This window comes from Micromonospora sp. NBC_01739 (genome assembly GCF_035920385.1).
GTDB lineage: Bacteria > Actinomycetota > Actinomycetes > Mycobacteriales > Micromonosporaceae > Micromonospora.
Window position 1 is genome coordinate 5,750,297 of record NZ_CP109151.1, and the last position, 20,701, is coordinate 5,770,997.

At 71.8% G+C, this 20,701-nt stretch carries 16 protein-coding genes and 1 pseudogene; 11 read left to right on the top strand and 6 right to left on the bottom strand.

The genetic code is table 11. The annotated features are described in order from the left end of the window. The first annotated feature begins 186 nt into the window (after positions 1–186). A complete protein-coding gene (locus OIE53_RS26150; RefSeq protein WP_327024100.1) occupies positions 187–984 on the top strand; it encodes a helix-turn-helix transcriptional regulator in 798 nt (265 codons plus the stop codon). A gap of 137 nt (positions 985–1,121) precedes the next feature. On the opposite strand, the gene OIE53_RS26155 is transcribed toward OIE53_RS26150, so the two are convergent. Next, positions 1,122–1,532, bottom strand: coding sequence for a DUF5319 domain-containing protein (locus OIE53_RS26155; protein ID WP_327024101.1), 411 nt, complete (start codon positions 1,530–1,532; stop codon positions 1,122–1,124). Positions 1,533–1,739: 207 nt separating this feature from the next. Between OIE53_RS26155 and guaB the strand changes: the two genes are divergently transcribed. From guaB to OIE53_RS26170, 3 genes are all read left to right on the top strand, one after another. Beyond that, positions 1,740–3,302: an IMP dehydrogenase gene (guaB, locus tag OIE53_RS26160; RefSeq protein WP_327024102.1), complete on the top strand. Its 1,563-nt coding sequence runs from the start codon at positions 1,740–1,742 to the stop codon at positions 3,300–3,302. Positions 3,303–3,331: 29 nt separating this feature from the next. Next, positions 3,332–4,450: a GuaB3 family IMP dehydrogenase-related protein gene (locus OIE53_RS26165; protein WP_327024103.1), complete on the top strand. Its 1,119-nt coding sequence runs from the start codon at positions 3,332–3,334 to the stop codon at positions 4,448–4,450. A 217-nt stretch (positions 4,451–4,667) separates the two neighbouring features. Next, entirely contained in the window at positions 4,668–6,026 is a 1,359-nt protein-coding gene (locus OIE53_RS26170) for a M1 family metallopeptidase (RefSeq protein WP_327027422.1), read from the top strand. 22 nt (positions 6,027–6,048) lie between these two features. Here the strand turns inward: OIE53_RS26170 and OIE53_RS26175 are convergent, their stop codons facing one another. Then, positions 6,049–7,161 (bottom strand): LCP family protein, encoded by a 1,113-nt coding sequence (locus OIE53_RS26175; RefSeq protein WP_327024104.1) that lies wholly within the window; start codon positions 7,159–7,161, stop codon positions 6,049–6,051. 196 nt (positions 7,162–7,357) lie between these two features. On the opposite strand from OIE53_RS26175, the gene OIE53_RS26180 reads away from it, so the two are divergent. Beyond that, positions 7,358–9,004: a GMC family oxidoreductase gene (locus OIE53_RS26180; protein WP_327024105.1), complete on the top strand. Its 1,647-nt coding sequence runs from the start codon at positions 7,358–7,360 to the stop codon at positions 9,002–9,004. Between the two features lie 229 nt (positions 9,005–9,233). Next, on the top strand, positions 9,234–10,790 hold the full coding sequence (guaA, locus tag OIE53_RS26185; protein ID WP_327024106.1) for a glutamine-hydrolyzing GMP synthase: 1,557 nt from the start codon (positions 9,234–9,236) through the stop codon (positions 10,788–10,790). A 7-nt stretch (positions 10,791–10,797) separates the two neighbouring features. Here guaA and OIE53_RS26190 read toward each other — a convergent pair whose 3' ends face one another. Continuing rightward, positions 10,798–11,223, bottom strand: a complete 426-nt coding sequence (locus tag OIE53_RS26190; protein WP_327024107.1) for a PspC domain-containing protein — start codon at positions 11,221–11,223, stop codon at positions 10,798–10,800. A 144-nt stretch (positions 11,224–11,367) separates the two neighbouring features. Between OIE53_RS26190 and OIE53_RS26195 the strand changes: the two genes are divergently transcribed. The 3 genes from OIE53_RS26195 (at position 11,368) to OIE53_RS26205 (ending at position 14,628) form a co-directional block, all read left to right on the top strand. Then, positions 11,368–12,315, top strand: coding sequence for an NUDIX hydrolase (locus tag OIE53_RS26195; RefSeq protein ID WP_327024108.1), 948 nt, complete (start codon positions 11,368–11,370; stop codon positions 12,313–12,315). Positions 12,316–12,443: 128 nt separating this feature from the next. Continuing rightward, positions 12,444–13,349 carry an NUDIX hydrolase gene (locus OIE53_RS26200; RefSeq protein ID WP_327024109.1) on the top strand — a complete coding sequence of 302 codons (906 nt, stop codon included), beginning with the start codon at positions 12,444–12,446 and terminating at the stop codon, positions 13,347–13,349. A 367-nt stretch (positions 13,350–13,716) separates the two neighbouring features. Further along, complete coding sequence (locus OIE53_RS26205; protein WP_327027423.1) at positions 13,717–14,628, top strand: CDP-alcohol phosphatidyltransferase family protein; 912 nt, start codon at positions 13,717–13,719, stop codon at positions 14,626–14,628. A 60-nt stretch (positions 14,629–14,688) separates the two neighbouring features. Here the strand turns inward: OIE53_RS26205 and OIE53_RS26210 are convergent, their stop codons facing one another. The 3 genes and pseudogenes from OIE53_RS26210 to OIE53_RS26220 form a co-directional block, all read right to left on the bottom strand. Continuing rightward, a complete protein-coding gene (locus tag OIE53_RS26210) occupies positions 14,689–15,936 on the bottom strand; it encodes a phosphatidylserine decarboxylase (protein ID WP_327024110.1) in 1,248 nt (415 codons plus the stop codon). A 343-nt stretch (positions 15,937–16,279) separates the two neighbouring features. Next, a pseudogene (locus tag OIE53_RS26215) lies at positions 16,280–16,528 on the bottom strand (hypothetical protein); the annotation flags it as partial. Beyond that, a complete protein-coding gene (locus OIE53_RS26220) occupies positions 16,525–18,249 on the bottom strand; it encodes a PspC domain-containing protein (protein ID WP_327024111.1) in 1,725 nt (574 codons plus the stop codon). The pseudogene OIE53_RS26215 and the gene OIE53_RS26220, both read right to left, overlap by 4 nt. Before the next feature lie 191 nt (positions 18,250–18,440). Here OIE53_RS26220 and OIE53_RS26225 point away from each other — a divergent pair, with 191 nt between their 5' ends. Together OIE53_RS26225 and OIE53_RS26230 are read left to right on the top strand one after the other, a co-directional pair. Next, on the top strand, positions 18,441–19,679 hold the full coding sequence (locus tag OIE53_RS26225) for a PspC domain-containing protein (protein ID WP_393340599.1): 1,239 nt from the start codon (positions 18,441–18,443) through the stop codon (positions 19,677–19,679). Continuing rightward, positions 19,679–20,365, top strand: a complete 687-nt coding sequence (locus tag OIE53_RS26230; RefSeq protein ID WP_393340597.1) for a response regulator — start codon at positions 19,679–19,681, stop codon at positions 20,363–20,365. The genes OIE53_RS26225 and OIE53_RS26230 overlap by 1 nt, the downstream gene beginning before the upstream one ends. The last annotated feature ends 336 nt before the right edge of the window (positions 20,366–20,701 follow it).

The following is a 20,701-nucleotide window of genomic DNA, read 5'->3' on the forward strand; positions in this document are numbered from 1 at the left end:
AGGGCACCGTTCCCGGCCTTGAGCCCCCGGTACCCCCACCGTCCTCGGCTCACACGTCCTGTGATCAAAAAGCTTCGGCGACTTGGGGCAAATGACCTATCTGTCGGAAAAGTTGGGAGGATTGCCCGGAACCTCCTCCCGAGGCTGCCCGGTCATGGTCTGCTCGTCTGCGGAGAGGAGATCGTTGTGCGTACCGTTCTTGTGTGCGTTCGGACGCCGCTCGCTGCACAGCATTTGACTTCCGCAGCGGCGCGGCTGGGATTGTCCGGTGCTGTCCGGACGGCCGTCTCCGACCCCGAGGTGATGCTGCGGCTGGCCGAGCGTCCCGCCGACGTGGTGCTCGCCGACACCGCCCTGACCCGACCGGACAGCGCCGGTTTCGTGCGGCGGGTGCTGGCCCGCGCGCCGCAGGCCGCCGTACTGCTGCTCGGCATGGAGGAGTCCGAGGCCGCCGCAGCGACCATCCACGCTGGAGCACGCGGCCTGATCCAGGGCGTCGACCACGACCTGACCAGTGCGGTCGCCAAGGCCCTGCTGCTGTTGGCCGCCCCCGGCCGGGCCAACCGGCACCGGATAGCCGACCCCGCCCGGGACACCGCCACGGTGGGCAGCCCTCGGCCGGCATCCAACGGTCGGCCCGCCGGGGAGAGTTCCCCGACCTGGCCGGCCACGGACCCGGCCGGTGGCCCGTCGATGGTGCCGGTGCAGCGGGGCGAGGACCCGGCCGAGCCGGAGGCCGCGGCCGAGGCGGGCCCGGTCGCCCGGCCGCCCCGCGCCGACCGGTCCACGGTCGGGCTCACCGAACGCGAGTTGCAGGTGCTGCTGGGCATGGCCGAGGGCAAGAGCAATGCCGAGATCGGCCGGGAGTTGTTCGTCTCCGAGGACACCGTGAAGACCCACGCCCGACGGCTGTTCCGCAAGCTCGGAGCCCGGGACCGGGCCCACGCGGTGGCCGCCGGCTTCCGAGCCGGCCTGGTGGCCTGACGCCCACCCCACCGCCCCGACCCGCATCCGGTCCGCCGGGCATGAGGCGGCAAGCCGGGCGTACGCCGGTCGGGCTTTTGCCTTCCGGGCGGCCATGCGGCGGCCGGGTGTACGGCGGGGGACGCGCGGTGGGCTGGTCAGTCTCGGGAGGTGGCTTCGTCCTCGGTGCCCTCGCTCAGGGTGTCGTGCACCCCGTCGGCGTAGCCGCGCGCGTAGTCCCAGGTGACGTAGTGGTCCGGATCGGGGTCGAAGGCCGGTTCGTGCACCCGGGGCCGCCCGGAGCTGAGCAGGTGCCGCAGGTTGCCCCGCAGCAGGTCCCAGTCGAAGTAGTGCGGCTCCCGGCAGTCCTCGCACTCGATGACGAGTCCGCGTACCCCGATCGGCGCGAGCAGTGCCTGGTAGATCTCCAGATCGGCGAGGTCTTCCAGCACGTCCTGGCGTTCGACGTCGGTCAGCGGGTCGATCGCGGAGTCGCGGTCAGGGTCGTCCAACCCGGCTGCCGGATCGGCGGGATCACCGGTGAAGGGGTCGATGGGCTCGTCTTGCACCCCCTCACCGTAGACCTAAGCACCCGCCGATGCCCGTCCCCCTTCGCGCAAGCCAGGCTGAAGGCGTTGCCTCGCCGGGTGGACCGCCAGACGCGGGTGCCACCGGAGCCACTAGGTACGATGGGGGCGACGCCTTCCTGCCCGGCAGTAGCCGGTGCCGCCAAGCCACCTCACTGCAGCCCGTTCGAGCAGCTCAGGAGAGCAATCGTGGAGATTTCGCCCCAGACCCACCTTTCCGCCAGCGCCGATGCTGGCGAGCTGGGCGGCCATCTGCCCGAGCTGCCCGCGGGCTCGGCCCGGGTGGTGCCCTTGGGGCTGACCTTCGACGACGTGCTGCTGCAGCCCGGCGAGTCGGACGTGGTGCCCAGCCGGGTGAACACGGTCACCCGGCTGACCCGCAACGTCACCCTCTCCATCCCGCTGCTGTCCAGCGCGATGGACACGGTGACCGAGGCCCGGATGGCGATCGCGATGGCCCGCCAGGGCGGCATCGGTGTGCTGCACCGCAACCTCTCCGTGGAGGATCAGGCGCTCCAGGTCGACCTGGTGAAGCGCTCCGAGTCGGGCATGATCACCAACCCGGTGACCGCCAGCCCGGACGACACCCTGCGTGAGGTGGACCAGCTCTGCGGGCGTTACCGGATCTCCGGGGTCCCGGTGGTGGACGCCGAGGGGCAACTCGTCGGCATCGTCACCAACCGCGACATGCGGTTCGTCTCCGACCCGGCCACCCCGGTCCGCGACATCATGACCCGGTCCCCCCTGGTCACCGCCCCGGTAGGGGTCAGCAAGGACGAGGCCCTGGGCCTGCTGCGCCAGCACAAGGTCGAGAAGCTGCCGATCGTCGACGGGGCCGGCAAGCTGCGCGGGCTGATCACCGTCAAGGACTTCACCAAGAGCGAGCAGTACCCGAACGCCACCAAGGACGACGCCGGCCGACTGCGGGTGGCCGCGGCGATCGGGGTCGGCGAGGACGCCTACAAGCGGGCCCGGGCGCTCGTCGATGCCGGGGTCGACGTGCTGATCGTGGACACCGCCCACGGCCACCAGCGGGCCGTGCTGGAGATGGTCGCCCGGCTGAAGAAGGACGTGGCCATCGACATCGTCGGCGGCAACGTGGCCACCTACTCCGGGGCCAAGGCCCTCGTGGACGCCGGCGCCGACGGGGTGAAGGTGGGCGTGGGTCCGGGTGCCATCTGCACCACCCGGATCGTGGCCGGTGTCGGGGTGCCGCAGATCACCGCGATCATGGAGGCCGCCCGGGCGGCCCGTCCGGCCGGGGTGCCGGTGATCGGCGACGGTGGCATCCAGTACTCCGGCGACATCGCCAAGGCCCTGGTCGCCGGGGCCGACACGGTGATGCTCGGCAGCCTGCTGGCCGGCTGCGAGGAGAGCCCCGGTGAGCTGATCTTCGTCAACGGCAAGCAGTTCAAGGCGTACCGGGGGATGGGTTCGCTCGGCGCGATGCAGTCGCGTGGGCAGGCCAAGTCGTACTCCAAGGACCGCTACTTCCAGCAGGACGTGACCAGCGACGAGAAGCTGGTCCCGGAGGGTGTCGAGGGCCAGGTGCCCTACCGTGGGCCGCTGTCCCGGATGGCCCACCAGCTGGTCGGTGGGCTGCGGCTGGCGATGGGGTACGCGGGCGCGGAGAGCATCAGCGAGCTGCACCAGCGTGGCCAGTTGATCCGGATCACCGCGGCCGGGCTCAAGGAGAGCCACCCGCACGACATCCAGATGACCGTCGAGGCACCGAACTACCACACCCGCTGACACCCCTTTCGTTGAAAACTGGAGCCCCCATGCGTGACGTGGTCGAGATCGGGATGGGCAAGACCGCGCAGCGCGGCTACCACCTTGACGACATCGCCATCGTGCCGAGCCGTCGTACCCGGGACGTGGACGACGTCTCCACCGGCTGGCAGTTGGACGCGTACCAGTTCGGCATCCCCTGCGTGGGGCACCCCTCGGACGCGACCATGAGCCCGGCCTCGGCGGTACGCCTGGGTCAGCTCGGTGGCCTCGGGGTGCTCAACGTCGAGGGGCTGTGGACCCGGTACGAGAACCCCAGCAAGGTGCTGGAGGAGCTGGCCGGCCTGGACGAGGACGCCCGCGCCACCAAGCGGCTCCAGGAGGTGTACGCCGAGCCGATCCGGCCCGATCTGATCACCGAGCGGGTTCGGGAGCTGCGTGCCGGCGGCGGCACGGTGGCGGTCCGGGTCTCCCCGCAGCACACCCTGGCCCTGGCTCCGGTCATCCTCGACGCCGGGGTGGACATCCTGGTCATCCAGGGCACCATCGTCTCGGCCGAGCATGTCTCGACCACGGACGAGCCGCTGAACCTCAAGGAGTTCATCGCCGACCTGGACCTGCCGGTCATCGTCGGCGGCTGCACGGACTACAAGACCGCCCTGCACCTGATGCGTACCGGCGCGGCCGGTGTGATCATCGGCATCGGTGGCGACGAGTGGTCCACCACCGAGTCGGTGCTCGGCATTCGGGTGCCGATGGCGACCGCCATCGCCGACGCCGCCGCCGCCCGGCGGGACTACCTGGACGAGACCGGCGGCCGGTACGTGCACCTGATCGCCGACGGGGACATCCGTACCTCCGGGGACATCGCCAAGGCCCTCGGCTGCGGGGCGGACGCGGTGATGCTCGGCGAGCCCCTGTCGCTCTGCGACGAGGCCCCGGCCGGCGGTGCCTGGTGGCACTCGGCGGCCAGCCACCCCTCCCTGCCCCGGGGCGCCTTCGAGACCGCCGGTGGTTCCATCGGCTCGATGGAACGTCTCCTCTTCGGCCCGGCCGACGAGCCCGACGGCCAACTCAACCTCTTCGGCGGCCTCCGCCGAGCCATGGCCAAGTGCGGCTACCGCGACCTCAAGGAATTCCAAAAAGTAGGCCTGGTCCTGGACCGCTAAACCCCACCCCACCCCGCGCCCCCTCCCCGAGCCCCCGCGCCCCCGCGCCCCCGCGCCCCGTCGATCATGCACTTCTGGTCGCCGGTTCGTGGTGGTTCGTGATGGTTCGCCGTGACCGTAAGTGCATGATCGGCGTGGCTGGCGACGGTAGGCTCGGCGAGTGACCGGGTTGAATCGGGTGGTTGGGCGGGGGGTGCGGACGGCGGCGGCTGCGGTGATGGCTGCCGTTGTCCTGGTCGGTTGCACCGGGGACAGTGACGACGGGTTCCGGCCGGGCAGTGTGGACCTGGCCGATCCGTACGCGCCGGGCAGCGGCAACGGCGGCTACGACGTGGAGCACTACCGGCTGAAGGTGCGCTACGACCCGGCCGAGGACCGACTGACCGGGGTGGCCGTCGTCACGGCGACCGCCACCCAGAACCTGTCCCGGTTCAATCTGGACCTGACCGGTCTTCAGGCCGACAAGGTCACTGTGGACGGTGACCCGGCCGAGTACCGGCAGGACGACGGGGAGTTGATCGTCACCCCGAGCCGGAAGCTGAAGAACCTCGGCCGCTTCACCGTCGAGGTGGGCTACGCCGGGGTGCCCCAGGCGGTCACGGACGGGGTGCTGGGCGGCAGCGGCTTCCACCACACCGACGACGGGGCGATCGCCCTGGGGCAGCCGCACTCGGCGGCGACCTGGTTTCCGGTCAACGACCACCCCTCCGACAAGGCGACCTACGACATCGAGGTGACCGTTCCCCAGGGGCTGGCCGCGCTGAGCAACGGGGTACCGGGGGAGCGGACCACGGCCGACGGGTGGACGACCTGGCGCTGGGCGGAACGGTCACCGATGGCCAGCTACCTGACCACTCTGGTGATCGGCGACTACCGGCTGAATGTCGCCACCCACGACGGCAAGCCGATGGTCACCGCCGTACCCGCCGCTGTGCCGGCCACCGGTCCGCAGGCCCGGACCCTGTCGCGTACCGGGGAGATCGCCGACTTCCTGGCCGATCTCTTCGGGCCGTACCCCTTCGAGTCGTACGGCGGGGTGGCGGTGGCCGACCCGAGGATCGGGTACGCGCTGGAGACCCAGTCCCGGCCGGTCTACGGGCCGGGCTTCTTCCGCAGCGGCCAACCCAACTACACCGTGGTCGTCCACGAGGTGGCCCACCAGTGGTTCGGCAACAGTGTGGCCCTGAACCGGTGGAGCGACATCTGGCTCAACGAGGGCTTCGCCAGCTACGCCGAGTGGCTCTGGACCGAACACGACGGCGGGCCCAGCGCCCAGCGCGCCTTCGAGCAGCAGTACGAATGGACGAACTGGTCCCAACCGGCCCTGGATCCCGGCCTGGACCAGATGTTCAGCACCGCCGTCTACCGGCGGGGTCCGGTGGTCGTGCACGCGCTTCGGCGTACCGTCGGTGACGAGGTCTTCTTCCAGATCCTGCGGACCTGGACCAGTGAGCGGCGGGACCGCACCGCCACCACTCAGGACTTCATCGCCCTGGCCGAGCGGATCTCCGGGCGTCAGTTGGGCTCGTTCTTCGACGCCTGGTTGTCCGGAACCACCCCACCGCCACTGCCCTGACCCGCCGCCCCGCCCTGACCGGCTATCGGGGCACCACCAGCTTCGGGTGCTCGGCGAGGAACTCGTCGACCCGGCCGGCCCGCAACTCGGTGAGGAATCGACGGCCGGTAGCGGTCAGTTCCTCGCCCCGGTAGGCGTTGCCCCGACCGACCGCCGCCCCGGGCAGGGTGACCAGGGTCAGCGCCTCGGGAGACAACCCACCCAGGGCGTACGCGAACTCCACGATCCGCCGCCCCCCGACATAGAGCAGCATCTCGCCGAGGGCCGTCACCACCTGTTCGACCTGCTCCGGTTGCCGGGCCAGGTCGGTGTCGAGGATCTTGCCGACCAGCGACCGGATCAACTGCTGCTGGTGGCGTTGCCGGGTGTAGTCACCACCGGGCAGGTAACGCTGGCGGGCGTAGTCCAGCGCCTGCCAGCCGTTGAGGTGCCGGTCCCCGGGCTCGTAGACCATCCGCGGCCCCACGTACCCGCCCACCCCGGGGCCGGGGGAGCGGTGCTTGCCGTCCGGCTGACGATGCCGCGAGACCACCCGCTGCTCGACGGTGATGTCGACCCCGCCGAGGCTGTCCACCAACTTGTCGAACCCGCCGAAGGTGAGCACCGCCCCGGCATCCAGGCGCAACCCGGTGTACTCGCTGACCACCTGGCTGAGCAACTCGTACCCCTGGGCGGGGTCGGGTTCCTTCGGCCGGTCCGGGACCCGACTGCCGTAACTCATCGCGTTGGTCAGCTTCGTCCGCCCGCCCCGGTAGCCCGCCGGCTCGAAGGCCGGGATGTCCACCACCAGGTCGCGGGGGAGGGAGAAGAGGTACGCCCGGGACAACCCCGCCGGTACGTGCAGGACTAGCACCGCGTCGGCGTGCGGCTCCCAACCCGGCACGCTGACCCGGGTGTCGATGCCGACCAGCAGCAGGTTGAGCGGGCCGGTGATGTCGGCGCCCGGCGGCGGGGCGCTCGGGCTCGGGCTAGGTGGCACCTCGGGCGACCCGGAGCCGGACGGCGCGGCGGTCGGTGTGCTCCGGTCGGTGCCGACGGTCCGGGTGATGACCACCGCACCGACGGCCACCACCGCCACCGTGACCAGAGCGGCCAGCACCAGGGTCAGCCGTCTCCGGTCGTCTCCGAGCCCCATCTCCCCCGCCTCCTTTTGAACAACTGTCGATCCAACGCCGTGAGGTGGGCTCAGGGTTGCCTTCGAATCGGCGCAGCCGGCCCGGCCTCGATCCAGCCGTGACCCACGCCCGCCGGGCCTGCCGATCTGGCTGGGCAGCATGATGCCGCCCACATTGCTGCTGGCGCGAGAGCTACCCGAGAGTAATGATGCCCGTATGCGGTACGACGTGGTCGTCATCGGGTCGGGCTTCGGTGGTAGCGTCGCCGCGCTTCGGCTGGCCGAGAAGGGCTACACGGTCGGGGTCCTGGAGGCGGGCCGCCGGTTCGCCGACGACGAGTTCCCGAAGACCTCCTGGCAACTGCGCAGGTTTCTCTGGGCCCCGAAACTGGGCTGCTTCGGCCTGCAACGGCTCACCCTGCTGCGGGCGGCCGACCGCCGCGCCGGGGGCGGGGTGCTGGTGCTGTCCGGGTCCGGGGTCGGCGGCGGTTCGCTGGTGTACGCCAACACCCTGTACGAACCCCTGGACGCCTTCTACGACGACCCCCAGTGGCGGGACATCACCGACTGGCGGGCCGAACTGGCCCCGCACTTCGCGCAGGCGAAACGGATGCTCGGGGTCACCACGTACCCCTTCGTCACCCCCGCGGACCGGGCGATGCGGCGGGTGGCCGACCGGATGGGGGTGGGGGACACCTTCCACCCCACCCCGGTCGGGGTGTACATCGGGCGGCCCGGGGAGCGGGTCGCCGACCCCTACTTCGGGGGTGCCGGGCCGGAGCGTACCGGCTGCACCAACTGTGGTGGCTGCATGACCGGCTGCCGGTACGGTGCGAAGAACACCCTGGTCAAGAACTACCTGTGGCTGGCCGAACGGCTCGGGGTCCAGGTGCACCCGCTGACCACGGTGACCGCCGTGCGCCCTTCCGGCGACGGGTACGCGGTGCACACCGAACGCACCGGCGCCTGGCTGCGCAAGCGTCGGCAAGTGATCCACGCCGACCAGGTGATCTTCGCCGCCGGTGCCCTGGGCACCCAACGCCTGCTGCACGAGATGCGGGAGCGGGGCGCCCTGCCCCGGCTGTCGCCTCGGCTGGGGGAGTTGACCCGTACCAACTCGGAGGCCATCCTCGGCGCCTCGGTGTCCCAACGCCAGGCCCGCGCCAGCGGAGTCGACTACACCGAGGGGGTGGCCATCACCAGCTCCTTCCACCCCGACCCACAGACCCACATCGAGCCGGTCCGCTACGGCCGGGGCTCCAACGCGATGGGCCTGCTCCAGTCCCTGCTGGTCGACGGCGGGCCACACCGGGTACGCCGCTGGCTGGGTCAACTGCTGCGGCACCCCGGGCAGACCGCCCGGACCCTGTCGGTGCGGAACTGGTCCACCCGTACGGTGATCGCCCTGGTGATGCAGTCGGCCGACAACTCACTGACCACCCGGCTGCGGCGCGGCCTGTGGGGTCCCCGCCTGGTCGCCGCCCCCGGCCACGGCGAGCCCAACCCGACCTGGATCCCGGTCGGCAACCGGGCGGCCCGACTGCTGGCCGAGGAGATCGGGGGTACCCCCGGCGGTGCGCTTACCGAGCCCTTCGACATCCCGATGACCGCCCACATCCTCGGCGGGGCGGTGATCGGCGCCACCCCGGAGGAGGGGGTCATCGACCCGTACCACCGGGTCTACGGCCACCCCGGCCTGCATGTCGTCGACGGCGCCGCCGTCTCCGCCAACCTGGGCGTCAACCCCTCCCTCACCATCACCGCCCAGGCCGAACGCGCCATGTCCCTCTGGCCCCCCAAGAACACCCCCGACCCCCGCCCCCCACTAGGCACCCCCTACCGCCCCCTACCCCCCACCCCCTGACCCCCGCACCCTCCCGCACCCCCTGGCCCCGCGCCCCTTGATCTCCGCGCAGATCTTGCACTTTTGGTCGCTGATACGCGGCTTATACACCTTTCGCCCCGACGAAAAGTGCAAGATCAGCGGGGCGAGGGTGGGGCGAGGGCGGGGCGGGGAGCGGGTGAGGGCGGGGAGTGAGCGGAAGGTGGGGTGGGGGTGGGGGAGGGGGTGACGGTGGGTAGGCTTGCTGCACATGAGCCTGCCGCGTCCTGTCCTGGTGGTCGACTTCGGTGCCCAGTACGCCCAGCTGATCGCCCGTCGGGTGCGTGAGGCCAAGGTCTACTCCGAGATCGTGCCGCACTCCATGCCGGTGGCCGAGATGCTGGCCAAGGACCCGGCCGCGATCATCCTGTCCGGCGGCCCGGCCAGCGTCTACGCGCCCGAGGCCCCGCAGGTCGACAGCGGGCTGTTCACGGCGGGGGTGCCGGTCTTCGGCATCTGCTACGGCTTCCAGGCGATGGCCCGGGCCCTGGGCGGCACGGTGGCGCGCACCGGCAACCGGGAGTACGGCGGCACCCCGCTGCGTCCCCGCCTGCTCGACCCGGGGGTGCTGCTCCGCGACCTGCCGGCCGACCTGCCGGTCTGGATGAGCCACGGCGACTGTGTCACCGAGGCCCCGGAGGGCTTCACGGTGACCGCCGAGTCTGCCGGTGCGCCGGTCGCCGCCTTCGAGGATCTGGCCGGGCGTCGGGCCGGTGTGCAGTTCCACCCCGAGGTGGGGCACACCGCGTACGGGCAGGAGATGCTGACCCGCTTCCTGTACGAGATCGCCGGGATCGAGCCCGCCTGGACCCCGGAGAACATCATCGACGAGCAGGTGGCCCGGATCCGCGCCCAGGTCGGTGACAAGGAGGTCATCTGCGGCCTCAGCGGCGGGGTGGACTCCGCAGTCGCCGCCGCCCTGGTGCACCGGGCCGTCGGCGACCAGCTCACCTGCGTCTTCGTCGACCACGGTCTGCTGCGGGCCGGTGAGGCCGAGCAGGTGGAGAAGGACTACGTGGCGGCCACCGGCATCAAGCTGAAGGTGGTCGACGCGGCCGACCGGTTCCTCGGCGCACTGGCCGGGGTGACCGACCCGGAGCAGAAGCGCAAGATCATCGGCCGGGAGTTCATCCGGGTCTTCGAGGCCGCCGCCCGGGAGATCGCCTCGCACGGTGACGTCGAGTTCCTGGTGCAGGGCACCCTCTACCCGGACGTGGTCGAGTCCGGCGGCGGCACCGGCACCGCCAACATCAAGAGCCACCACAACGTCGGCGGGCTGCCGGAGGACCTGAAGTTCGCCCTGGTAGAGCCGCTGCGCACGCTGTTCAAGGACGAGGTCCGTGCCCTCGGTCTGCAACTCGGCCTGCCCGAGGCGATGGTCTGGCGGCACCCCTTCCCGGGCCCCGGCCTGGCCATCCGGATCATCGGCGCGGTCGACCAGGAGCGCCTGGACGTGCTACGCCGGGCCGACTTCATCGCCCGGCAGGAGCTGAGCGCCGCCGGCCTGGACCGGGACGTGTGGCAGTTCCCGGTGGTGCTGCTGGCCGATGTCCGCAGTGTGGGGGTGCAGGGCGACGGGCGTACCTACGGTCACCCCGTGGTGCTGCGTCCGGTCTCCAGCGAGGACGCCATGACGGCGGACTGGTCCCGGCTGCCCTACGACGTCATCGCCCGGATCTCCACCCGGATCACCAACGAGGTAGCCGAGGTGAACCGGGTGGTCCTGGACGTGACCAGCAAGCCGCCGGGCACCATCGAGTGGGAGTGAGGCCGGCTCACACCGGCGGCTGAGGCGCGGTCCGCGGCTGCGGCTCCGGCGTCACCGGCCCGGACTGGGGTGTCGGGGTCACCGGGCCGGACTGCGGCGCCGGTGCGCCGGGGGCGGGGAAGGGCCACGCCGGGTGCGGACCCGCCGGTCCGGCAGGGTACGCCGGGCCACCGGCTGGACCCTGGGGCGCAGGGCCCGCCGGGTGCGGCCAGGCCGGCGCGCTGACCGGCTCCTCCGGCATCAGGAACCACATGATCGGGTACGTCAGGGCGGCGATCCCGCCGGTGAGCAGGGTGGCGACCGCGAAGACGACCCGGACCAGGTTCGGGTCTACCGCGAAGTAGCGGCCTAGGCCGCTGGCCACCCCGGCGACCATCCGGTCGGTCTTCGGGCGGCGGAGTTGCTTGTACGGGGCCTGGGGTGTGGAAGTCATGCCTCCACGGTCCCCGCCTCGGGGCGCATCGACCTCGGTGACCGCCCGGATCAATACCCTGACTTGCCCCTCAGGGGTAAGTAATCAGTCAGGAATCCGACTCTTTTCCGCAGCCTTAACGGGCCGGAGGGAGAATTTCCCCCCGTGACCACCATGCTGGAGCCGCTTCGCAGGATCGCGGCATATGCAGTCTGTACTGATTCGGTAGACCGAGTGTTGCTGGTCCGTGCTTCCGAGCGCTCCGGCACACCTGGTACGTGGTCCCTGCCCGGCGGGGCGGTCGACCACGGCGAGGATCCCAAGCACACCGTCGTGCGCGAGACCGCCGCCGAGACCGGTCTGTCGGTCTCCGTCGCCGGCCTTCACGACGTCCTCGCCGACATGCGGGCGCTGCCCGAACGCGGCATCACCATCCACACCGACCGGCTGGTCTACCAGGTCTCGGTCCGGGGTGGTTCGCTGACCGACCGGGTCGACCGGCCGACCGATCTGGCCCGCTGGTTCACCCGCGAGGAGGCCCGGCAGCTGCCCCTGCGCTCGTTCACCGCCCGGGCCCTGGGGTTGCCGACCTCCTCGGCGGACATCGTGCCCGACGAGCCGCCGGAGTTCCCCTCCTTCTACGCCGTACCGGGCCCGGACGGTCTGCACCGGGCGCAGCGCTTCGCCGCGTACGCGGTGGTCACCGATCCGGACGACCGGGTGCTGCTGACCCGGGTCTCGGACGGCTACCCGGGCGCGGGTTGCTGGCATCTGCCGGGGGGCGGCACGGACTACGGCGAGCAGCCGGGTGCCGCCCTGATCCGGGAACTGGTCGAGGAGACCGGGCAGACCGGGCGCCTGGTCGGGCTGCTGGGGGTGGCCAGTCACCGGGACGCGGCTTCCCTGGGTCCGGAGGGCTACCCGATCGACTGGCACGGGGTACGCGCCTTCTACCGGGTGGTCGTCGACAAGCCGGCGCCCCCCACGGTCGCCGACGTCGGCGGCTCCACCTGTGAGGCTCGCTGGTTCGCCCGCGAGGAACTCGGTGCCCTGCCCACCGACCGTCTCACCGAGGTGACCGCGGAAGCCGTCCAGGCCGCCCGCCTGACCTGACCCGACCCACCACTCCCCGCCCGGCCCACACGATCATGAAGTTATTGTCGGGGCACGTCACGACGGGTGACGGCAGATGACCGACGACGGCCGGGCGGCCGGAGGTGGTCGTGCGGGCGGGAGTCGGTGTGGAGCAGATGCGGCGGGTGGGGGCGTACGGCGTGCTGCGCGACCCCGAGGGGCGGGTGCTGCTGGTCCGGGGCTCCGAGCGGGCCGACTTCCCAGGCGTGTGGTCGCTGCCGGGCGGTGGGCTGGAGCATGCCGAGCACCCGGCGCAGGCGGTACTGCGCGAGGTGGCCGAGGAGACCGGACTGGCCGTCGAGGTGGCCGGGTTGCGGGCGGTGGTCGCCGACGTGGTGCCGTACCCCGACCTGGGGGTCGCCCTGCACACCGATCGGGTGCTGTTCGAGCTGACGGCCGTGGGTGGCACGCTGCGCGCCGAACGGGACGGCACTACCGATCTGGCGCGCTGGTTGACGCCGCGGGAGGCGGCCGGGTTGCCGCTGCTGCCGTTCACCGCCGAGGCGCTGGCCCTGCCGGTCGTACCCCTGCCCTCCGGGGCGCTGCGTCGACAGGAGCCCTTCGCCGCACCCCAGGCCGCCCGACGGCAGCGCTTCGGGGCGTACGGGTTGGTGACCGACCCGGCCGGGCGGGTGCTGCTGGCGTTGATCGCGGAGGGCTATCCGGGGGCCGGACGGTGGCACCTGCCGGGTGGCGGTACGGATCATGGTGAGCAGCCGGTGAGCGCCCTGCTACGGGAACTGGTGGAGGAATCCGGCCAACTGGGTCGAGTGAGCGAGCTCATCGGGGTGGACAATCTGCACAATCCCGCCGCGCTGGGTCCGGAGGGATACCCGATCGACTGGCACGGCATCCGGGTCGTCTACCGGGTGGTGGTCGACCGCCCGACCGAGCCGGCGGTGACCGAGCTGGCCGGTGGCTCCACCGCCCGCGCCGCCTGGTTCACCCCTTCCGAGCTGCGCGGACTCCCGCTGACGGAGATCGCCGCCGAGGCTCTGGCGGGTGCCCGATGAGTCGCGCCGCCGGGGTCCCGGCGCCCGCTCGGCGGCCCCCGATGACGATCTCCGGTACAGTCGGAGGAAGGGCTGAGGAAGGAAAACGGGCGATGAAGCCCTAGATAGGAACAACTGCCTGGTTCGCGCGGTTGGGGGAGATATGAGCGAGACCGGCAGCTATCGCCAATCCCCACTCGCCTATGCGATGGTGTACTCCGCAAAATGGGCTGCCGGGCCAGAAAGGTCCGGCACGAGACAGCCGGACACCCGCCCCGTACGGGCGGCCAGCTGATCCGGTGATGGAGGAAGCGTGCCGAGAGCCCCATGGCGCCGGCGTCGTACTACTGACAGCCCGCGTCCCGCAGGGCGAAACTGGACGGGCCCCCTGCGCCGCAGCGGTAGCCTGGCCCGTCAGGTCCTGCTGGTCCGCGTCGGCCGCCGCGATGGCGAGCTGCACGGCGCGGCCGATGCCCTGCCCGAGCCCCGGTATTCGGACCGTCCCCGCCGTCGTTACGGCCTGAAGCGGTTCCACCGGACCCGGATCGAAGCGATCGCCCCGGCCGCCCCGGTCGAGACCCTGACAGGGGGCGAGGCGACAACCGTCCCGGGCGCGCTGCTGCCCGGTGAGCGGACAATGGCGCGTCGGGTGAAGTTCGCCCTGGTCAACGCCTGCACCCTGGCCAGCCTGGTGCTGGGCATCAACGCGATCTTCGTCGCCATGGGCGGGAACGTACGACTCGCCGCCCTGCTGCTCATCGCCTGTGTCGCCTTCGACGGCCTGGACGGGGCGCTGGCCCGCAAGCTCGGCGTCTCCAGCCCCTTCGGCGCCCAGATGGACTCGCTGGCCGACATGTGCTCCTTCGGCCTGGCCGCGCCCGTCGTGGTCTACGCCTCGCTGGCCGGTGAGGTGCCGACCGCGGCCGCCGGAGTGGCCGCCGCCCTCGTCGCGGCCTGCGCGGCGATCCGGCTGGCCCGGTTTAACGTCTCGCCCCAGGACGGCCGCTTCTTCAGCGGGGTACCCACCACGATGGCGGCGGCAGTGCTCGCCCTGATGGTGGTGATCGGCCTGCCGGTGCCCGGCGCGGTGCAGATCGCCGGGGTGGCCCTGCTCGCCTTCACCATGGTCAGCAGCTTCCCGTACGCCAAGCTCGCCCGGCTGGTCAAACTGCCGCCGTGGGTCTGGCTGGCTCCGGTGATCGGTGCCCTGATCGACGTCCGGCTGACCTTCGGCCTGATCGTGATCGGCTACCTGATCAGCGGGCCGGTGCTCTGGCTGCACCAGCGCCGCACCATCTGATCTCCGTACCGACGAAAAGGGCGCCGCGGTCGACCGCGGCGCCCTTTCTCGTCTCTCCGATCAGCGCCAGCGGGCGATGACGGTGGATCCGCCGACCACCTTGTCGCCGGGCCCGACCACCGGGTCCGCGGCCTCCACCGGCAGGTAGACGTCCGTACGGGAGCCGAACCGGATCAGCCCGAACCGCTCGCCCCGCGCCAGCAGGGTGCCCACCGGTGCCCGCTGCACGATCCGCCGGGCGATCAGACCGGTCCGCTGCGCCACCACGACTGGGCCGTGCACGGTGTCCAGCACGGTGTACGCGGCCACGTTGTGCTCCGCGTCCGGCTTCATCGCGTTGACGAAGCCCCCGTCGGCGACGAAGTAGTCCACCACCTTGCCGGCCACCGGGGAGCGGTTGACATGCACGTCGAGCACGGACAGGAAGACCGCGATCCGCAGGAACTCGCCGTCGCCGAAGCGTTCGTCGTGCAGCCGCTGCACCGACAGGACCTTGCCGTCGGCCGCGGCCACCACCGCCGAGGGGTCCTCCGGCACCTCCCGCTCCGGGTCCCGGAAGAAGGCGGCCACCGGCGCGGCGGCGAGCGCGGGAACCAGCCAGAGCTTGGACTTCGGCCGAGTCAGCCGGGTGACGGCGGCCAGACCCAGGGCGATGCCGGCGGCGGCCACCCCGTTGGAGTCGATGTGCATGCCCCGGGTCAGCGGCACGCTCGACGGGCGGTAGGCGGGGGCGAGCCGCTCCGCCGCGGCGGAGTCCGCCGGGGTGAACCGGAGTCGGTAGACCCGTACCGGCTCCGCATTGCGCAGCACCAGGTCGACCCCGACGCCGTGCAGCGCACCCTGGCGCTCCATCTCGGTGGCCGCACCGGCGGTCCGCCCGACCGCGGTCGCCACGCTGAGCACCGCCCCGTCGGTCAGGTACTTGGTCAGGCTCTCGATGGTGGCGCGGGCCTCTTCGGCCGTGCCGGCCAAGGCCTCTCCGGCCACCACCACCGCGGCCGGTTCGGCCTCGGCCAGGCTGTCCACCACCCGGACCCGGTCGGCTACCCAACGCCCCTGGGCGGTGACGTGCTCACGCAGCGCCGCGGGGCTGACCGACTCGGCCGGCACCACGGTCAGGGTGTCGCCAGGCAGCAGGGCTTCAATGGCCGCGGCCAGCACCGCGGACTCCGGCGCCGCACCTACCAGCAGTGCGGCCTTGGGGTCGTTGATCCGGGCTAGCTCGGCGACGAGGGTGCGGGCGGCACGCTCGCCGAGGCGGACCGGGCCGGACCGGCCGGCGGCACGCACGCCGGGGAACTGGGTCATCTGCAACGGGCTCCTGACGGGATAGAGGCGACTGACGCGAGATCACCGCCCGGCGGCACGATCGGCCCGGCCGCGAGCGGCCCGCGCGAACCGGTGACCCGCGCGGGATGCCCCGCGACGTGGGCCGGCCGGAAGGCGGGAGCACACCGGCCAGCATAGGCGGCGTGGCGCCGCTGCCGCATGGTCAGGCAGCCGGGCCTCGCCGCTGTGGCGCGGGTGGCTCCTCGCCGATCAGATCGAGGGTGCGGTCCTCCCCGGTCAGCAGGGTCCGATCCTCCTCGGTCAGGTTCAGGGTGTGGTCCTCCTCGCCGCGCAGATCCGGATCGGCCGCCGCCGGCGGCCCCCCGTACCCCTCGGCCGCCGGGCCGGGCTGCTCCGTCTGGCCGGGCTGCTCCGGTTGGTCGGCCTGTTTGGTGGAGCGCAGGGCACCGAGCAGACCCAGCAGGCCGATCAGGATCAGCCCGCCGGCCAGGAACCAGCCCACCGGCGGCAGGACCAGCCCGAGCACCTGGGCGAGCAGCCACCACGCGGCGAGCGCCAGGAAGAGCAGCCCGAAGACGAACGACACCAGGTCGGTACGGTGTGCCCTCATCGGGTCACCTCCATGTGTCCGGCGTTGACGTGCAGGTTGAGGCGGAGCTTGCCGCCGCCCGGTCCGTCTGGACCCAGGTCGACGACCTCCCGGCGCTGGTCGTCCCTGGACCAGCCGCGTTGGTCACCGAGGATGTTCGCGTCACCGGCGGTGACCTCGGTCACCGCGGTCACGTCCACGTTCGGGGGCAGCAGCACGGTGGCCTGACCGAAGTTGATGACCACGGTGATCTCGGTCGCCCGCTTGTCGAAATCCACCGTCCGCAGGTCCAGCACGGCGTCGGAGAAGCTCTGCTCGTACCGCAGGGCCAGATCGTCGTGGCTGGCCGGGGCCCAGACGACCGAGGCGCCGAGACCATTGGCCCGCTCGTACGACTCCGCGATGGTGGCCACCCCAAGGGCGGCTGCGGTCACCAGACCCAGGGCGATCAGCCAGCGGGCCCGCCCGAACCAGGCGCCCACGAGCAGGCCCAGGCCGATCACGGTGAGCGCCGCCGCGAAGTAGGCCGAGGCGCCGATCCGGAAGATGTCCAGCAGATCGAGTACGCCCACCAGACCCAGCGCCACGAAGATCAGCGAGAAGGTCACCGCGCCGAGGGCGGAGCGTTCCCGAGGCTTCTTCGGTGGCTTGGGCCTCGGCTGCGGGGGAGGTGGGGGCATGGTCCGCGTCGCGTACGGGCCGTGCGGGGCGAAGGGGGGACGGTACGTCGGCGGCGGGGTCACCGCGGGCTGGGTCAGCGGGTTGCTCGCCGTCGACCAGGGGGGCGCGGGGGAGGGATGCACGGCGGGTTCTTCCGGTCGTGGGGCGGGAGGGACCGTCGCGTACTGCGGGTAGGCGGTGGTCTGCGGGCTGCCGGCGTACGGCGGCGGGTAGGGGTTCGGGGTGGGGTGGCTGACCGGCGGGGTGAAGGCCGGTGGCGGATTCGGGGGGGTGGTCGAGGGGCCCGGTGCGGGCTGCCGCCGCTGTTGCTGACGGTTGAGCAGCAACGCCCCACCGACCAGGATGGCCGCGCCGAGCAGCACCGCCCGGAACGCGTCCGTGACGATGTAGCCGAAGGCCACCGCGACCAGGATGCTGAGCACGATCACGGTGACCGGGGACATGCTGGATCTGCCCCGGCCCAGCATCGACTCGACCGGGGAGGCGGTGTCCCCCTCGCCTGGGATGATCAACCAGGCGGCTACGTAGACCAGGATTCCGACGCCACCGAAGAAGCCGAGCACCGCCAGCAGCACCCGCCAGAGCACCGGATCGGTGTTGGTGGCTCGGCCGATGGCCGCGCAGACCCCGGCCAGGTACCGGCCGTCGCGGGGGCGGACCAGCCCGTACCGGGAGGTGAAGCCGGCCCCTCCGAAGGGCCCGCCGGCACCACCCGCGGGAGGGGGCGCGCTGGCGGTCGGCCCGCCCCAGCCGCCACCGGGAGGCGGTACGGCGGTCGGGTCGTGCGGGGGACCGCCCCAGCGGCCGCCGGGCGGTGGGACGGCGCTCGGGTCGTACGGTGGCGGGCTGGTCGGCCCGGGTCCGGCGGAGGGTGCGGGCGAAAGGGGTGCGGTCGGGGCCTCGGAGGCCGTGGTGGGCATCTGGTGGGTGCCCGGCGCTGCCGTGTCGTCCCCGGCCGAGCCCGGCGATGCGGGCGCGGCCGAGGATGCGGACGGGGTCGGCGAGGTCGCCTCGGCTTCCGTCGGCTCCGGTCGGTGCGGCTGCGCAGGGTCGTCGGTCATATCTCGATCCTGCGACGCCGGGGGCCCGAGCGCCTCAGGAGGCGACCCTGACCCCACCCTGAGATCCGACGCCACCCAATCTCCGGGGCCTCCCCGTGGTCGGCCGGCCGTTCTGCATGTGACGATCAACCTGGGCCGGAGCCCGACCGCATCCGGCAAAGATCCTGCCCAGGGAGCCCGTGATCAGTGCCGTGAGTCAGCCACCCCGCCTCTACCGCGCCCCGGAGAACCGGATGGCCGCCGGGGTGGCCGCCGGCATCGCCGAGCACCTCGGGGTCCCGGTGCTGCGGGTCCGGATCGCCTTCATGGTGCTGCTAGGGCTCAGCGGTCTGGGTCTGCTGCTGTACGCCGCCTTCTGGGCCGTGGTCCCGCTGCGCCCCGGTGACACCGCGGTGCCACCCCGTCGAGACATCGCCCAACTGTTGCCGTTCGTGGCGATCGGGCTCGGGGTCCTGCTGATCCAGGTGATGGTCTTCGACTCGGTGGGCGCGGCCGGTACGGCGGGCTGGCTGGTGGCGATCATCGCGGTCGGCGCCGGGGTGATCTGGCACCAGTCCGGGCCGGAGCGGCGGCGCCAGTGGGGCGACTCGATGCCGGTGCCCTGGCTCAGCGCGGTGGTGGAGGAGAGCGACCGGCGGGCCTTCGTGCTGCGCTTCGTCGGCGGCGGGGTGCTGGTGGCGGTCGGCATCATCGGGGTCGCCGCGGTGTACTCCCCGGCGCAGAACATGGACGCGGTCGTCAACGGGGTCATCTTCGCGCTGGTCGGGCTGGCCGGGGTGGGAGTGGTGGCCGCCCCGGTGCTCTGGCGGACCTGGAACCAGCTCCGCTCGGAGCGGGAGGGGCGCATCCGTGAGCAGGAGCGGGCCGAGTTGGCGGCCATGGTGCACGACCAGGTGCTGCACACCCTGGCGTTGATCCAGCGCAACGCCAGCGACGTCAAGATGGTGCAGCGCCTGGCCCGGGGCCAGGAGCGATCCCTGCGCAACTGGCTCTACAAGCCCACCGGATCACCGACGGAGCGGTTCGCGGCCGCCCTGGAGCAGGCGGCGGCCGAGGTCGAGGACACCTTCGCGATCACCGTCGAGGCGGTGGTGGTCGGCGACCGGGAGACCGACGAGCGGGTCGGCGCGCTGGTCGCCGCCGCCCGCGAGGCCCTGGTGAACGCCGCCCGGCACGCCGGGGTGCAGACCGTCTCGCTGTACGCCGAGGTGGAACCCGACCAGGTCAGCGTCTTCGTCCGGGACCGGGGTGCCGGGTTCGATCCGGATACCGTGGAGGATCACCGGCACGGGGTCCGAGGTTCCATCATCGGACGGATGAAGCGGCACGGCGGCCGGGCGGAGATCCGCTCCCGGCCTGGGGAGGGGACCGAGGTCCGGCTGATCTTGCCGATCACCCGGGAGTCGGCCACTGCGGAGAGGACCAGATGATGGCTGAGCAGTCGAGGCAACCGGCCGAGGCGGCCGAGGCCCGCCCTGAGCGGCTGCGGGTGTTCCTGGTCGACGACCACGCGATGTTCCGGGCCGGCGTACGCGCCGAGCTGGGCGCGCACGTGGAGGTGGTCGGCGAGGCGAGCACGGTGGCCGAGGCGGTCAGCCGGATCGCCGCCACCGGACCCGATGTCGTGCTGCTGGACGTACACATGCCCGACGGTGGGGGCCGGGCGGTGCTGGAGGCGATGCGGCGCAGCCATCCCCAGGTGCGGTTCCTGGCCCTCAGCGTCTCCGACGCCGCCGAGGACGTGATCGGGCTGATCCGGGCCGGTGCCCGGGGCTACGTGACCAAGACCATCTCCCCGGACGAGCTGGCCGCGGCGATCCGCCGGGTGGCCGACGGGGACGCGGTGTTCAGCCCACGGCTGGCCGGCTTCGTGCTGGACGCCTTCGCCGCCCGCCCGGACGCCCCGGTCGCGGACCCCGAACTGGACCAGCTGACCAACCGCGAGCGCGAGGTGTTGCGACTGCTGGCCCGGGGGTACGCGTACAAGGAGATCGCCCGGGAGCTCTTCATCTCGATCAAGACGGTGGAGACCCATGTTTCCAACGTGTTGCGCAAGCTCCAGATGTCCAACCGGTACGAGTTGTCCCGATGGGCGGCGGACCGCCGACTGGTCTAACCGATCGTCGGGGTCGGCGAATCGATCACCCGGATGATCAACGTGTCTGCACGTCTGGAACTTGACTCCTACTTTCGGGTAGCATCTGGCTACGAGTGGCTGGATTCACGTTCTGATTTCTCGCCGTCACAGAGATCATCAACGCCCCTCTGCCAATCGTCCATTCGGGCGTGAAAACCCGTTGACGGGCAGGTCATACCATGCATCCGGGGTGGCGCGAATTCGACTCCAGGTGGATGTCGGCACCGTCCCGGGCGGGTATCGGGTTGATAACACGCCTTCCGGCTTGGGCGCATCGGGTGTCACAGTGGCAGGCACCTCACAACCCCCTCGTGA